Below are 14,262 nucleotides of genomic sequence, written 5' to 3'. Positions count from 1 at the left end.
TCCAGTCGTGCACGGGGACGCCCGTCGCGGACCACCGGGGGGATGGTCCGGTGGTCCGCGACGGGTCAGGTCCGGTACCGGCAGCTCGTCAGCCGGCCGCGGCCAGTTCGAACACACCCAGGCGGGTGAGCCCTTGCGCGGCCTTCGTCGAACGGAGCGCGTCCACTCCGGGGAAGATGAGGGACGCCGCGATCGACGCGTCCGGGCCGAGCGCGGCCAGGGTTTCGGCGATCGGTGTGGGTACCGCGATCTTGTGACCGTTGACGGTCATCTGGGTCCGGCCGTTGTCGCTGACGCCGAATTCCAGGGGCGCGCTGCCGCGCCGCAGACGGGCGTCCGGACCGAGCTCGTCCATGTCCGCGATGGACTGGAAGGTACGGCCCTCGGAGCTTCCCTCCATGTGCCGGCCGAGGTCCGCGAGGCGGTCCAGCTCGGCCACGGCGGCCTCGCTGTCGGCGGCCACCGTCTGCAGCCGCGCGGCGAGCGCGGCGATCTTCTCGGTGAAGCCGGACTCCGCCTCGGACGAGCGCAGTTCCCCGATGTAGGGGTACGCGTTGAACTCGTCGGCGGCGATGAGCTCCTCGACGGTCTGGCGCAGCAGGTCCTTCCACATGCGCGGGCGCATCATGACGGACAGGTGCAGCGACGCCTTGCCCTCGGCGGCCGCGGCGTGCGGGGTTCCGTAAGGGAGGTAGAGGACGTCACCCGGCTGCAGCGAGACCTCGATGTCCGGCTCCCCCAGTCCTTCGAGGGTGTACTGGGCGTTGTCCCCGAGGCGCTCGGCCGGCGGGTTCCACAGCTTCCAGTGCTTGGTGCCCTCGAGCTGGACGATGAAGAGGTCGACCGGGTCGTGGTGGGGCGGGTACCCCTTCTTGCCGGTGGGCGTCAGGAACGCCACCGAGTCGGTGCGCACCGCCATGCGCTCGCTGATGACGCGGGTGAAGTCGCGCAGTTCCGGGACGATGTGGTTGAGCGAGCACCAGGTGACGGTCGCGCCGGCCCGGAACAGCTCGTAGATCTTCTCGGGATCGACGACGTCGGTGATGGTCTGGCCCTGGACGACCACGTTGCGGGTGTACCCCTGCTCGGGGACGCCGTTGCCCTTGAGGTTGACCTTGATGTAGGGCGGCCGGACGACCTCCAGGTTGACCAGCTGGTCCAGCTTCCGGTGCGAGAGGATGTCGCGCGGGTCTCCCGGCACGGCGCTCTTCCGCAGCATGGGCTTCTTGTTGAAGTACTCGGTGAAGAAGACCTGCTCGTCCCCCACCAGATCCGCGAATGCGTAGTCCGCCATGCCAAGCTCCTCGAAAACGATCGGGCCGCGGTGAGGGGCGGCGCCTTCCGGCGCCGCCCTCCGCCACAGCGCTACTTCAAGAACAATTACTGAATGTTCTTGTAGTAGGAGGTGGCGAGCAGCTCCTCGGCCGTCTCGATGAACTCGATGTCGTCGAAGTCGACGTTCTCCATGAGATTCACTTCCCTTCGATTCTTCTCACTCACCGACCGGGTTCTCCCGGCCGCTGAAATGAGAATGCCCGCACCCGGGAAAGGGGTCAACGGCGTTCAACTGCACGGCAACGCGGTTGAACGGCCGGGCAAAAGGAGGCGGCCCCGACCTGTGGTCGGGGCCGCTCAAGGTACGGCGGGGGCGGCAGGCCGGCGCAGCCGGCCCGGCCCCTCAAGCGTTCGGCTCGGTCAGCTCACGGGCGTAGTTGGCGAGCGAGCGGTTGTAGCGCGGAAGGTGCTTGGCGAGCGCGACGAGTGCGAGCGACAGCGCCTCGCGCTCCCGCCCGGTGTCGGCCAGAGCCAGCGCGAGGAACCCGGTCACGGCGTCGTCGAGCAGGTCGTTCCCAGCGGCTCGTTCCTCCTCCAGCAGGGCCGCGCTCTCGGCTGCCCGGCCCAGGTTCCGGATCGAACTGGCCATCTGGATGACGGCCCGCCGCCGTCGTACTCCGCTCAGCCCGGCGGCGAGCGCCTCGCGGTAGAGCGGGGCGGCGAGGTCGCTGTGACCGGTCGAGTCGTACGCGCAGGCACGCTCGAACGGCCCCCGCGCGTCCCCGTCCGGCAACTCCCCTACGAGGACTTCCACCGCGGCGAGGAAATCCTCTTCCTTGTGTTCGTCCAGTTGTTCCCAGAGTGCACCCATGCGCTCTTCCCACACCGTTTCGGATCCATCCGCCACAGCCATCCCCATCTCCCAACAAAAAGTTATCCGGACATCGCGAAGGGGCGGCGTCCGAATCGACGCCGCCCTTCACGCAGGCATTACTGCAAGAACAATTACTGAATGTTCTTGTAGTACGAGGTCGCGAGGAGCTCCTCGGCGGTCTCGATGAACTCGATGTCGTCGAAGTCGACGTTCTCCATGAGATTCACTTCCCATCTGCCTGGTCATTCTCGCCGGGGTTTTCCCCGGCGATGGCAGAAGAATGCCCGGGTATCCCGGCCCGGGTCAACGTGTTCAACCGCCATCGCGCAGCGGTTGAACACTGCCGCCCAACTCGCCTATGCCGTACGCCAGTTGAGAGCCCTGCGGGGAAGCCGTCCTGTCGGCGCCGATAAAATCGACTGCATGCAGATATCCGGTGTGCCCAAGGTGATCGTCCTGACGGGAGCCACCGGTTTCATCGGCTCCGCCGCGCTGGAAGCCCTGGCCCGCCGTCCCGGCGTCCGCGTACGCGCCCTCGCGCGCACCCCGGGCGAGGACCGTGACGGCGTGGAGTGGGTGCGCGCGGACCTGACCGACCCCGGCTCGCTGTGGGGGGTCTGCGAAGGCGCGGCCGCGCTGGTGCACCTGGCCTCGTACATCGGACGGGACGAGGAGCGGTGCCACGCGGTCAACGTCGCCGGAAGCGCGGCCCTGTCGGCGGAGGCCGCGCGGGCGGGTGTGGAGCGCGTCGTCCACCTCTCGACCGCCGCGGTCTACGGGAACCGGCCGCACCGGGGCATCGAGGTCGACGGGGTCGTCCCGGATCCCGCTTCCGCCGCGAGCCGCACCCGGCTGGCGGCGGAGGCCCCGGTCCTGGCGGCCGGCGGGGTCGTCCTGCGGCCGGGCCTGGTCCTCGGCGCCGGTGACCGCTGGGTGGTCCCGGCCCTGGCCGAGCTGGTCACCCGGATACCCGCCCGCTGGGACGGCGGCCGCGCGCTGCTGTCGGTGGTCGACGTCAGGGAACTGGCCCGCCTGATCGACGCCCTGGCGACGACCACGGATCCCGTCCCCGCCGGAATCCACCACGCGAGCCACCCCGTCCCGGTGCGGATCGGCGACCTGATGGCAGCACTGGCCGACCACGGCATCGTGCCCGCGGTGGAAGAGGACTGGCCGTGGGACCGCTGCGTCACCGCCCTCCACGCCCACCCGGGCCGGGTGACGGAACGCCAGTTCCGCTTACTGGCCCGCGACTACCACCAACAAAGCACCCCCATCTGGCACTTGACCACCATCCCCGCCACCCGATCCCCCCTCTCCTTCCTCCCCCCCTCGGCCCCCTGGTACCGCACCCACCTCACCACCCGCTAACCCAAGCCCCCACGGGGCCCGGGGCACAGCCCTAAGGAGCAGTCGGGTGCGCAGCCCCAACGGGGGGCCCGGGGGCGCAGCCCCAACGGGGGCCCGGGGGCGCAGCCCCAACGGGGGCCCGGGGGCGCAGCCCCAACGGGGGCCCGGGGGCGCAACCCCAACGGGGGCCCGGGGGCGCAACCCCGAAGGGCCCGGGGGCGCAACCCCGAAGGGCCCGGGGGCGCAACCCCGAAGGGGCCGGGGGCACAGCCCCAACGGGGGCCCTGGGCACAGCCCCAACGGGGCCCGGGGCGCAGCCCCGGTTTCGGGAAGGGGCGGGGTGGGGGGAGAGCCCCGCAGGGAGAAGCCCGCGGCCCCGCCCCCGCAGCCTCGTACCGGAGCGGAACCGAACCCGCAGGTCCCGACGTCGTCGTAGCGTGCCGGCACACCACCCCTGGCAGCTGCCGCGAACGGATCAGGGACGACCCATGACGCAGACGGACACCGGCACACCTCCCGGCCCCCCGAAAACCCCCCGGTTCCGCAGCCCCCGCCGCCGAGCCCAACCTCACCCGCCCCGCCCGCTCCCCAGGATCCCCCGGCTACCCACCCTCGCCCTCCTCCTCTCCCTCCTCTTCTCCCTCCTCCTCGCCTGCCCCTTCCTCGTCCCCAACACCGTCGGCCACCTCGGCAGCCTGCTGGAGACCTTCCTCCCCTGGCTCGGCCTCGCCGTCCCCCTCCCCCTCCTCCTCCCCCTCCTCCTCGGTCACCGCCGCGGCCACCGCCCCACCGCCCGACGCCGTCCCACCCCACCCCGCTCCGCCATCGCCGCCCTCACCCTCCTGCTCCCGACCCTCGCCTGGCTCGCCCAGTTCGGCGGCCTGCTCCTCCCCACCACCACGAACTCCGCCCCCACCCCCACCACCGTCACCGCCACCCAGCACAACATCAGCGACGAGAACCCAGACCCAGCCGGAACCGCCCACGCCCTCACCGCATCCCACGCCGACCTCATCGCCCTGGAGGAGCTGACGCCCTCCGCCCTCCCCGCCGTCACCACCGCCCTCACCCCCGACTACCCCCACCACGCCACCCACGGCACGGTCGGCCTGTGGTCGAAGTACCCGCTCTCCGACATCCGCCCGGTCGACATCCGCCCGACCGACCTCCGCCCAACCGACCTCCGCCCGCCCGGCCCCGGCACAGCCGACCCCGGCCCATCCACCGCCGACTGGAACCGCGCCCTGCGCGCGACCGCCGCCACCCCGCTCGGCCCCGTCGCCGTCTACGTCGCCCACCTGCCCTCCCTGCGCCTGGGCGCGACCGGCTTCGGCTCCGCCCGCCGCGACGAGAGCGCCGCTCTCCTCGGCTCCCTACTCGCCGCGGAGCCCGCGGACCGCGTCATCCTGCTCGGTGACCTCAACAGCACCACCGACGACCGCGGCCTGGCCCCGGTCCTGGCGGCGCGGATGAACACCCCTTCCTCCGGCGGCTTCGCGTTCAGCTGGCCCGCGTCCTTCCCCCTGGCCCGGATCGACCAGATCCTGGCCCGCTCGGGGACCGTCACCCACATCCGCACGCTCCCCGCCACGCGCAGCGATCATCTGCCCGTCTCCGCTGTCATACGCTTCGGTTAGCCTGCGCCCATGACCGCATTCGTACTGGTGGCAGGCGCGTGGCTCGGTTCGTCGGCCTGGGACGAGGTGGCCGGCCGGCTCCGCGCCGCCGGACACGACGCCCATCCGCTGACCCTGTCGGGCCTCGGTGAGAAGCGGGTGCCCGATGCGGAGCCGCCGGGCCAGCAGACGCACGTCGAGGACATCGTCGCCGCCGTCGACGAGCTCGCTCTGCGCGAGGTCGTCCTGGTCGGCCACAGCTACTCCGGCATCCCGGCCGGCCAAGCCGCCGAGCGGATCGGCGCCCGGCTGAAGCGGTTGGTCCTCGTCGACGCCAACGTCCCGGCCGACGGTGAGTCGTTCGTCTCCGGCTGGCCCGACGGCCGGGCGATGGTGGAGGCCGCGATCGCCGCGAACGGCGGCTCGTGGCCGCCGCTGGAGGCCGCCGACTGCGCGGGCCAGGGCCTCACCGCCGAGCAGACAGCCCGGCTCGTCGCCGCCGCGACCCCGCATCCGGGTGCCACCCTCACCGAACCGGCCGTACTGGCCCGCCCGCTCGACGAACTCCCCGCGACGTACGTCAAGTGCCTGCTGGACGGCGCCGATCCGAGCCCCGCCGTGGCGAAGCTGCTGGCCGGCGGTCCGGACTGGCACCTGACCACCCTGGACACGGGCCACTGGCCGATGTTCTCCGCCCCGTCCGACCTGACCCGCGTCCTGCTCGACGCGGCCGCCACCCCCCGAGCGGCCGCCACCGGGCAACGCCGTTGACGACGGCCGCCGCCTCGGGGTTTGCTGGGCCCGTGTCTGATCTTCGTATGGAACGCGTGCACGGCGACGCCGCCGGCGCCACCACGGGGTCCGTCCTGTCCGACTGGCGCTCCGTGCACAACCTGATCATCCCGACGCACGAGCTGTCGCTCACCGACGTACGGGAGCGTTCCGGGCGCAACGTCCTGCACGTGGCCTACCTCGGCGACACCCTCGTCGGCTGCACGACGGTCCGCCCCCCGGCCGAAGGCTCCGCACCCGCCACCGGCACCGTCATCGCACGGATCCTGCCCGCGCACCGCGGCCGCGGTTTCGGCCGCGAGTTGTACGCGTACGGGCTCGCGCACGCTCGGGAGCTCGGGGCCGAGGTGATCGAGACCGTCGTGCTCGCCTCCAACCCCGAAGGCCTGAACTTCGCCCACGAGAACGGCTTCGTCGAGTTCGACCGCTACGTCCTGCCCGGAGACACCGTGCCCTACGTCGAACTGCGCCTGGTGTGACCGGCCACTGAGTCCGCCTCGAACCCGACGTCCGCTCCTTCGACGCCGCCCGTTTCACGCCGTACGTCGACTGCTGCCGCGCCGCCGGCATCGACCTGACGACCTCGCCGAGCTCGGCGACGGCCACGGGAGCGCCGGGCCCTGTACGAGCTGAACAAGGAGTGCTCGGCCGACATCCCCGAGCGCGGCGCGCCTTCCACTTCTACGAGGAGTACGGAGACCGGCTCCGTGACCGTGGGCACCGGCGGCTGGGGCTACTTCTCCCACCTCGGCTGACCGGCAGTCCCGGGCGGACCCGTCCGCCCGGGCCCGCGGGACCGGTCGCCTCCCGGCCGGGGACTACACCCGGGAAGCGTTGCTGCGCCGCATGCGGGAGACCGCGACCCCGGCCAGGCAGATCGCGCCGCCCAGCAGGGTCAGCCCGGCCGGGACCTCGTCGAGGGTGATCCAGGCGATGAGCACCACGACGGCGGGCACCGCGTAGGTCGTCGCGCCCATCTTCCCCGCGGTAGTGCGCGCCAGCGCGTACGACCAGGTGGTGAAGGCCAGCGCGGTCGGGAAGAGCCCCAGGTAGAGCATGTTGAGGACGGCGGCGGTCGGCGCCTGCGGAAGCTGGTCGGCGAGCTGCCAGGCGAAGGGCAGGGTGACGGCCGTGCCGATGAAGCAGCCGTACGTCGTCACCTGGAGCGGCGTCGCGTACTGCAGCGCCGGCTTCTGCGAGACCACTCCCGCCCCGTAGGTGAGCGCGGCGACCAGGCAGAGCAGCACCCCGCCCAGCGAGGCGGATCCGCCGTGGGAGGTGGACAGCCCGACGACGACGGCTCCGACGAAGGAGACGGCCATGCCCGCTAGCAGCATCGACGGGAACCCCTCCTTCAGCAGCCAGCCGCTGAGCAGGGCGATCACGATCGGGCCGATGTTGACCACCATGGCCGCGGTACCGGCGTCCACGAGCTGCTCGCCCCAGTTCAGCGTCACCATGTACAGCCCGAACCACAGCACTCCCGAGCCCATGATCCCGGGCCATGCCTGCCTCGGCGGCGGCGGTACCCGCTTGACGAGCAGTACCAGCCCGAGCGTGACCGAGGCCGTCAACAGCCGTCCGAACGCGAGTGCCCCGGGCCCGAAGTGAGCGGCCGCCGACCGGATGGAAACGAACGCGGAGGCCCACAGCAGGACGGTCACCCCGGCCGCTATCAGCGCACGTCGGTCGGTTCTCTTTTCGTCAGCCGCATTGTCCATGCGCGCAAGCTACCGGCCCGACCAGCCGGCGGCCCACCGTGCAGCCCCCACGGCGGGAACGGTCAGCCGCCCGTCAGCCGTCCGTGAACAGCAGCTTCTTCTGCGGCTTGCCCATCGCGTTGCGCGGAATCGCCGCCACGAACCGCACCTCGCGCGGCCTCTTGTGCACCGACAGATGCGCGGCGACGAAGTCGGTGAGCTCCGTCCCCGTGACCCCTTCGGCCACCACGAAGGCCACGATCCGCTGCCCCAGATCCGGGTCGGGCAGCCCGACCACCGCCGCCTCGATCACCCCGGGGTGATCGAGCAGCGCGTTCTCGATCTCGCCCGCACCGATGCGGTAGCCCCCCGACTTGATCATGTCGATGGAGGCCCGGCCCACGATCCGGTGGACGCCGTCGGCGTCGACGGCCGCGATGTCCCCCGTGCGGAACCACCCGTCCTCCGTGTACGCCGCGGCCGTCGCCTCGGGACGGCCCAGGTAGCCCGAGAACAACGTCGGCCCGGTGAGCTGGAGTTCGCCGATCTCCGCGCCGGCCTCGGCCACGATGCGCGTACGGACGCCGGGGAGCGGGGTGCCGACCGTACCGGGCCGGACCTCGCCGCCCGCGCGCCCGCTGACGGTGATCAGCGTCTCGGTCATCCCGTACCGCTCCACGGGCCGCAGCCCGGTCAGCCGCTCCAGATCCCGGAAGACGGGCGCGGGCAGGGCGGCGCTCCCGGAGACGAGGAGCCGTGCACCGCCGAGCGCGGCGGCGGCCTGCGGTGCTCCGGCGATGCGGGACCACACGGTCGGCACTCCGAAGTAGAGGCTTCCCCCGGCCTGCGCGTACGCCTCGGGCGTGGGCCGGCCGGTGTGCACGAGACGGCTGCCGGTGCGCAGGGCGCCGAAGACCCCGAGCACGAGACCGTGCACGTGGAACAGCGGCAGCCCGTGTACGAGGGTGTCCTCGGCGCTCCACTGCCAGGCCTCGGCGAGGGCGTCGAGGTCGGCGGCGACGGCCTCTGCGGTGAGGACGACGCCCTTGGGCGGCCCGGTCGTACCGGAGGTGTACAGGATCAGCGCCGCCCCACCGGAACCGGACTCCGGTCCACCCGCCCAGCCCGACCGATCGGAGCGCCGGTCGAAGTCCACGTCGAGGAGCACCGCTCCGGAGTCCCGCAGGATGTGCTCGCGCTCAGCCGGCCCGGCGTCGGGAGGCAACGGTACGAAGGGAACCCCGGCGAGCAGCCCTCCGACGGCGGCGGCGACGGTCTCCAGGGAGGCGGTCGCCGTCACCGCGAAGGCGGGGGCTCCGGCGACATCGGCCGCCACCGCGCGGGCCGCCCCGAGCAGGTCCTCATAGGAAGCGGCCCGCCCGGCCACCCGCACCGCGTCGCCCCGATCCCCGTACACCCCGGTAAGCGCGCTCAGCACTGGCTGTCCCCCCTGCGGAGTACGGAAATACCCAATCCCCCCAGGCTACGACCCGACGCGGGAGCCTGAACCCCAACCCGCCCACCCCACCCGATCCAGCCCGCCGAACCCATCCAGCCCGCCGGCACCCATCCAGCCCCGCCGGCGTTTGAGGCGCGGGGCCCGGGGCGGAGCCCCAGAAAGCCGGGGCGCAGCCCAGCCCCACCGGCCCACCCCAGCCCCGCCGACGCCCCATCCAGCCCCGCCGGCGCTTGAGGCGCGGGGGCCCGGGGCGGAGCCCCATGAAAGCCCGGGCGCAGCCCAGCCCCCACCCGCCCACCCGCGGAGCGACCCGCAGGGCTACCTCAAATCAGATCAGCCCCTGCGCCAGCATCGCGTCCGCCACCCGCTCGAACCCGGCGATGTTCGCGCCGACCACATAGTCCCCGGCGGAGCCGTACCGCTCGGCGGTCTCGTAGGACACCGCGTGGATGTCCCGCATGATCCCCGCCAGCTCCGCCTCGACCCGCTCCGCGCTCCACGCCACGCGTCCCGCGTTCTGCGCCATCTCCAGCGCGCTGACCGCGACACCGCCGGCGTTCGCCGCCTTGCCCGGCCCGAAGGCGACCCCGGCCGCCTGCAGCAGGTGCACCGCCTCCGGCGTGGTCGGCATGTTCGCGCCCTCCGACACCGCCTTGACCCCGTTCGCGATCAGCGACCGCGCGTCGGCTGCGGTCAATTCGTTCTGCGTCGCCGACGGGAAGGCCACCTCGGCGGCGACGTCCCACACCCGCCCGCCCGGCACGAACCGCGCCGACGAACCGCGCCGCTGTGCGTACTCGCTCACGCGCCCGCGCTCGACCTCCTTGATCTGCTTCAGCAGGGCGAGGTCGATGCCCTTGTCGTCGACGACGTAGCCCTGGGAGTCGGACGCGGTCAGCGGGTTCGCGCCGAGCTGCTGGAGCTTCTCGATCGTGTACAGCGCGACGTTGCCCGAGCCGGAGACGACCGCCGTCTGGCCGTCGAGGGACAGCCCCTTGACGGCCAGCATCTCGGCGGCGAACAGCACGCTGCCGTAGCCGGTGGCCTGCGGGCGGATCAGCGAACCGCCCCAGCCCTGGCCCTTGCCGGTCAAGACGCCGGCCTCCCAGCGGTTGGTGATGCGCCGGTACTGGCCGAAGAGGTAGCCGATCTCGCGGCCGCCGACGCCGATGTCGCCCGCCGGAACGTCCGTGTGCTCGCCGATGTGGCGGTGCAGTTCGGTCATGAACGACTGGCAGAAGCGCATGACCTCGGCGTCCGACCGCCCGCGCGGGTCGAAGTCGCTGCCGCCCTTGCCGCCGCCGATGCCGAGCCCTGTCAGCGCGTTCTTGAAGATCTGCTCGAAGCCGAGGAACTTCACCACGCCGATGTCCACGGACGGGTGGAAGCGCAGGCCGCCCTTGTACGGGCCGAGCGCGCTGTTGAACTCGACGCGGTAGCCGCGGTTGACGTGGACCCGACCGTGGTCGTCCTGCCACGGCACGCGGAAGATGATCTGCCGCTCCGGCTCGGTGAGCCGCTCCAGCAGGGCGACACCGGGCTCCGCGTACTCGGGGCGCGCCGCGAACACGGGAGCCAGGGTGTCCAGCACCTCCCGTACCGCCTGGTGGAATTCGGGCTGGGCGGGGTTCCGGCGCTCGATGTCGGCGCGCAGCGCGTCCAACCGGCCCTGCGGGTCCTTAGCGTCCTTCACGGTCTGCTCCTCCTGGTTTTCGATGCCGGGACCGGCTCCGAGTTGCGGCTCGGCACTCCGGAGCAGACTTTCGCATGGCGGAAATCGTCGGCCGGTCGGCCCCAGCCGGAGGGTACCGTGCCCGCCGAGTCTGCCCATGAGTCGTTTCGGCCCGCTCGACAGGGCCTCGATCCCGCCCCCGAGACGGCCACGGCCATGGCAGGCCCATCATCCCGACCACGAAGAACGACGACGCCGACCCCCCTTCCACCACCCCAGAAGCGACCGCGCCCGTGGACACGACCACGGAGAAGGGCATAGACAAGGACCATGGACACCGCACGGTTCGCCGCCCTGGTCGCCGCGACGCTCACGACGGGCCTGATGGCCGGGCTGTTCTTCGCCTTCGACGTCTCGGTGATGCCGGCCCTGAAGCGTTCCGACGACCGGACCCTCATCGCGGTGATGCAGCGCGTGAACACCTCCATCATCAATGGCTGGTTCATGCTGGCGTTCCTCGGCGCGCTCCTGTTCACCGCCCTGGCGCTGGCCCTGCACCTGCCCGCCGGCGCGCACGCCGCGGTGCCCCCGCTGTCCGGGGCCCTGTTCGCCTACGTACTCGCCCTCGCGGTCACCGGCCGGGTGAACATCCCGCTCAACAACGCCCTGGAGGCGGCCGGACCCGCCGAGCGCATCGCCGACCCGGCCGCCGTACGCCGGGCGTTCGAATCGAAGTGGGTGCCCGCCAACCGCTGGCGCACCGCGCTGTGCACGGCAGCCCTGGGCTGCCAGGCCTGGGCCCTCTGGGCGTCGGCGGCACACACCCTCTGAGCGACCCTCCTCTGAGCGACCCTCCGCTGAGCGGCCCTCCTCTGAGCGGCCCTCCTCTGAGCGGCCCTCCTCTGAGCGACCCTCCTCTGAGCGACCCTCCGCTGAGCGACCCTCAACGAGCGGACGCCCCAAGCCTCCCGGCCCGCCGCCCGTACAGGACGAGCGCACGCGCCAAGGCGGTCAGCGCCGCCGTGCAGAGCAGCGTCCGTACGATGTTCGCCGTCTCCCAGGTGCCCTTGAACTTGTCGACGACCGAGAAGTCGGTGAGCTGCGCGGCGTCACCCGCGTCGGCGAGCTCGTTGTTGAGCGGGATGTTGACCGCGAAGGTGACGACGAGGACGACCAGGTACGCCGCCCCGGCCAGGGCGGTCCACAGCGCGACCTCCCGTCGCCCGGCCCGCGCCTCGACGAACGCCGCGGCGAAGACCGCGAGCAGCGCGACGACGAAGACCGTCCCGAAGAGGGGGTTGCCGTCGATGACGGCGTTGAAGTTCTGCATCGCGGTGACGTAGGTACGGTCGTCGGCCTTCGCGAGCCCCGGCATCACCGAGACGTCGAAGGCGAAGAACAGCCCTGCCATCAGGCCGACCAGTACGGTCGACAGTACGAGCAGGACGCTGGAGAGTCTGCTGCCGGTGGTTCCCATGTGTGCCCCCGTCCGATACGAAAATGAACGCGGAAGGCCCGTCCCGCCCCCCGACGGCTGCTGATCGTTCCACCACCGCCGCCATCCGGCCAGAGCTCCGCAAAACGGCACCGTCGTCCGTCTGGTCCTCCCGGTCGTCGCGGTCGAGGCGGTAGCCGCAGAACTCCGCGACGCGCCGCCTCCCACACCTACTCACGAGACGGTCGCCGTACTGGATCTGACCGGCCCATTTTTGTCAGTGCGGTCCGGTAATTCTTCTGACAGGTTTACGTACCTGATGATCAGCAAAGTCCCAGGGGGGACCCCTATGAAGCCCACAACACAGTCACGCCCGGGTACGGGACCGCGCTCCCGGACCCGGCTGCGCTTCCTGCCCGCGGCAACGGCCGCCGCACTGGCGCTCGCCACCGGCCTGCTCTCCGCCCCTGCCGCCTCCGCGGCCACCGCGGACCCCGCGACCCCGAAGGTCTCGGCGCCCCGCACCGGACCCACGCCCGGCTTCTACAGCGAGGACCGTTACTCCGCCTGTGACACCGACCTGAGCGGCTCCGGCCCGGGGTGGGTCGGCAACAACGACCTCACGTTCACCGTGACCGGCCGGTCTCCGGCGGGCAAGCCGCTGACGCCGACGTTCCAGCTCTGGGACACCACGTACGGAGGCAAGCGCACCGACTACCCGGGCGGCGCCTTCGCCCTCTCCGACTACCAGGCCTACATCGGCAAGGACAAGCTGACGGACGGCAAGCAGTACGGTTGGCGCGCCCGCGTCACCGACTCCAAGCTGACCAGTGCGTACACGCCATGGTGCTACTTCCGCGTGGACCAGACCCAGCCGACCGCCGGCATCACGTCCACCGACTTCCCCTCCTCCGACAGCGGCATCACGCCGACCAAGTTCCCGGGCGAGGAGGGCACTCTCACCCTGACCGGCGCCGACACCGGCTCCGGTGTGGCGTGCGCCCGCTGGGGCACGAGCGGGACCCCGTCCGTGGGGTGGAAGTGCTCCGACGAGGCGACCGACTCGCACATCGTGCGTCTGACGGACGGCTCCGCGGACATCAAGTTCCGTCCGCCGACCTGGGGTTCCACCAACCTCTACGTCGAGATGATGGACGACGCGGGCAACATCTCCCAACCTGTCCGATACTCCTTCTACGTGCCTTCCGACCCCAAGGCCAGGGGGGTCTTCGGCGACATCGACCATGACCGCAAGCCGGACGTACTGCTCCCCGACGCGGTCGGCAACCTGCGCAAGCCCGGCGCGGACCCCAACGGCCCCGCCAACGCGCGCAACGTGTCGGCCCCCGGCGGCACCAACACCTGGGCGACCATCCAGTACACCCACCGCGGCGGCTTCGGCCCGCGCATCGTCGACGATCTCTTCGCGCACGCACCCGGCGGCTCGTACGCCTACGTCTTCCGCAACAACGAAGGCGGCGACTTCGCCAGCCAGGGCGCAATGGCGCTCAGCAAGCCCACCACCTGCCTGGACCCGGCAGCCGGCGCGATCTCCTGCGCCGACCACGGATTCGGCACGGATTGGACACAAGTCACCGCGATCGCGGCGGTCGGATCCCCCACGGGCGACACCAACCTCGAAAGCGGCGCACTGCCGGCGACCTCGCTGCTCTTCGTCGAACACGGCCGTCTCTGGCTCGCCGGCCGGGGCATGGCGGGCAACATCTCGGACAGCGCCACGCTGATCTCCCCGAACGACACCCGCTGGGCGGGCTACGACCTGCTGACCCCGGGCCGCGCCCAGGGCACGGACATCCCGACCCTGTGGGCCCGTTCCAAGGCGGACGGCACGATCCGTGCCTTCTCCCTCGGCTCGCCGGCCGCCTTCGCGAACCCGGCAGCCGGCCCGGTCCTGGCCACCCTCACCACGCAAACCGCCCCCCGCGTCGGCTCGGACGGCGACCTCACGGGCGACGGCCTCCCCGACCTCTGGTCGGTCTCCGCCACGGGCGTCTTCACCATCCACGCCGCCAAGGGCACGGCCACCCCGTATCCGACGGTGACGGGCTTCGCCGTCCCTACTCCCTGA

General features: G+C 71.8%; 12 protein-coding genes. 6 read left to right on the top strand and 6 right to left on the bottom strand.

The window, feature by feature from the left end:
* Positions 1 to 88 precede the first annotated feature (88 nt).
* Together ACFWBY_RS32635 and ACFWBY_RS32630 are read right to left on the bottom strand one after the other, a co-directional pair.
* Positions 89 to 1,294, bottom strand: a complete 1,206-nt coding sequence (locus ACFWBY_RS32635) for a cupin domain-containing protein (RefSeq protein WP_385336593.1) — start codon at positions 1,292 to 1,294, stop codon at positions 89 to 91.
* 384 nt (positions 1,295 to 1,678) lie between these two features.
* Complete coding sequence (locus ACFWBY_RS32630; protein WP_385336596.1) at positions 1,679 to 2,146, bottom strand: tetratricopeptide repeat protein; 468 nt, start codon at positions 2,144 to 2,146, stop codon at positions 1,679 to 1,681.
* A 426-nt stretch (positions 2,147 to 2,572) separates the two neighbouring features.
* Between ACFWBY_RS32630 and ACFWBY_RS32625 the strand changes: the two genes are divergently transcribed.
* From ACFWBY_RS32625 to ACFWBY_RS32610, 4 genes are all read left to right on the top strand, one after another.
* A complete protein-coding gene (locus ACFWBY_RS32625) occupies positions 2,573 to 3,520 on the top strand; it encodes an NAD-dependent epimerase/dehydratase family protein (protein WP_385336599.1) in 948 nt (315 codons plus the stop codon).
* A gap of 467 nt (positions 3,521 to 3,987) precedes the next feature.
* Positions 3,988 to 5,136 carry an endonuclease/exonuclease/phosphatase family protein gene (locus ACFWBY_RS32620; RefSeq protein WP_385336602.1) on the top strand — a complete coding sequence of 383 codons (1,149 nt, stop codon included), beginning with the start codon at positions 3,988 to 3,990 and terminating at the stop codon, positions 5,134 to 5,136.
* 9 nt (positions 5,137 to 5,145) lie between these two features.
* Positions 5,146 to 5,886, top strand: a complete 741-nt coding sequence (locus ACFWBY_RS32615; RefSeq protein ID WP_385336605.1) for an alpha/beta fold hydrolase — start codon at positions 5,146 to 5,148, stop codon at positions 5,884 to 5,886.
* Between the two features lie 47 nt (positions 5,887 to 5,933).
* Positions 5,934 to 6,386, top strand: a complete 453-nt coding sequence (locus tag ACFWBY_RS32610) for a GNAT family N-acetyltransferase (protein ID WP_385336660.1) — start codon at positions 5,934 to 5,936, stop codon at positions 6,384 to 6,386.
* 339 nt (positions 6,387 to 6,725) lie between these two features.
* Here ACFWBY_RS32610 and ACFWBY_RS32605 read toward each other — a convergent pair whose 3' ends face one another.
* The 3 genes from ACFWBY_RS32605 to gdhA all read right to left on the bottom strand — a co-directional run bounded on the left by ACFWBY_RS32605 (position 6,726) and on the right by gdhA (position 10,759).
* Positions 6,726 to 7,628: a DMT family transporter gene (locus tag ACFWBY_RS32605; RefSeq protein ID WP_385336608.1), complete on the bottom strand. Its 903-nt coding sequence runs from the start codon at positions 7,626 to 7,628 to the stop codon at positions 6,726 to 6,728.
* Positions 7,629 to 7,701: 73 nt separating this feature from the next.
* Positions 7,702 to 9,045, bottom strand: coding sequence for an AMP-binding protein (locus tag ACFWBY_RS32600; protein WP_385336611.1), 1,344 nt, complete (start codon positions 9,043 to 9,045; stop codon positions 7,702 to 7,704).
* Positions 9,046 to 9,394: 349 nt separating this feature from the next.
* Entirely contained in the window at positions 9,395 to 10,759 is a 1,365-nt protein-coding gene (gdhA, locus tag ACFWBY_RS32595) for an NADP-specific glutamate dehydrogenase (RefSeq protein ID WP_385336614.1), read from the bottom strand.
* 309 nt (positions 10,760 to 11,068) lie between these two features.
* On the opposite strand from gdhA, the gene ACFWBY_RS32590 reads away from it, so the two are divergent.
* On the top strand, positions 11,069 to 11,569 hold the full coding sequence (locus ACFWBY_RS32590; protein ID WP_385336616.1) for a DUF1772 domain-containing protein: 501 nt from the start codon (positions 11,069 to 11,071) through the stop codon (positions 11,567 to 11,569).
* 112 nt (positions 11,570 to 11,681) lie between these two features.
* On the opposite strand, the gene ACFWBY_RS32585 is transcribed toward ACFWBY_RS32590, so the two are convergent.
* Entirely contained in the window at positions 11,682 to 12,215 is a 534-nt protein-coding gene (locus tag ACFWBY_RS32585) for an anthrone oxygenase family protein (RefSeq protein ID WP_385336619.1), read from the bottom strand.
* A gap of 307 nt (positions 12,216 to 12,522) precedes the next feature.
* On the opposite strand from ACFWBY_RS32585, the gene ACFWBY_RS32580 reads away from it, so the two are divergent.
* Entirely contained in the window at positions 12,523 to 14,262 is a 1,740-nt protein-coding gene (locus ACFWBY_RS32580; RefSeq protein WP_385336622.1) for a hypothetical protein, read from the top strand.

Origin of the sequence: Streptomyces sp. NPDC060049 (genome assembly GCF_042736715.1) — a bacterium.
Classification (GTDB): domain Bacteria; phylum Actinomycetota; class Actinomycetes; order Streptomycetales; family Streptomycetaceae; genus Streptomyces.
The sequence above is the reverse complement of the archived record's forward strand: the minus strand, read 5'-3'. Positions and strand labels throughout refer to the sequence as shown.

What these genes read in the sequence shown, in the direction of transcription:
- ACFWBY_RS32635 (WP_385336593.1), bottom strand. Translation starts at nt 1,294, where the DNA reads ATGGCGGACTACGCATTCGCGGATCTGGTGGGGGACGAGCAGGTCTTC.
- ACFWBY_RS32630 (WP_385336596.1), bottom strand. Translation starts at nt 2,146, where the DNA reads ATGGGTGCACTCTGGGAACAACTGGACGAACACAAGGAAGAGGATTTC.
- ACFWBY_RS32625 (WP_385336599.1), top strand. Translation starts at nt 2,573, where the DNA reads ATGCAGATATCCGGTGTGCCCAAGGTGATCGTCCTGACGGGAGCCACC.
- ACFWBY_RS32620 (WP_385336602.1), top strand. Translation starts at nt 3,988, where the DNA reads ATGACGCAGACGGACACCGGCACACCTCCCGGCCCCCCGAAAACCCCC.
- ACFWBY_RS32615 (WP_385336605.1), top strand. Translation starts at nt 5,146, where the DNA reads ATGACCGCATTCGTACTGGTGGCAGGCGCGTGGCTCGGTTCGTCGGCC.
- ACFWBY_RS32610 (WP_385336660.1), top strand. Translation starts at nt 5,934, where the DNA reads ATGGAACGCGTGCACGGCGACGCCGCCGGCGCCACCACGGGGTCCGTC.
- ACFWBY_RS32605 (WP_385336608.1), bottom strand. Translation starts at nt 7,628, where the DNA reads ATGGACAATGCGGCTGACGAAAAGAGAACCGACCGACGTGCGCTGATA.
- ACFWBY_RS32590 (WP_385336616.1), top strand. Translation starts at nt 11,069, where the DNA reads ATGGACACCGCACGGTTCGCCGCCCTGGTCGCCGCGACGCTCACGACG.
- ACFWBY_RS32585 (WP_385336619.1), bottom strand. Translation starts at nt 12,215, where the DNA reads ATGGGAACCACCGGCAGCAGACTCTCCAGCGTCCTGCTCGTACTGTCG.
- ACFWBY_RS32580 (WP_385336622.1), top strand. Translation starts at nt 12,523, where the DNA reads ATGAAGCCCACAACACAGTCACGCCCGGGTACGGGACCGCGCTCCCGG.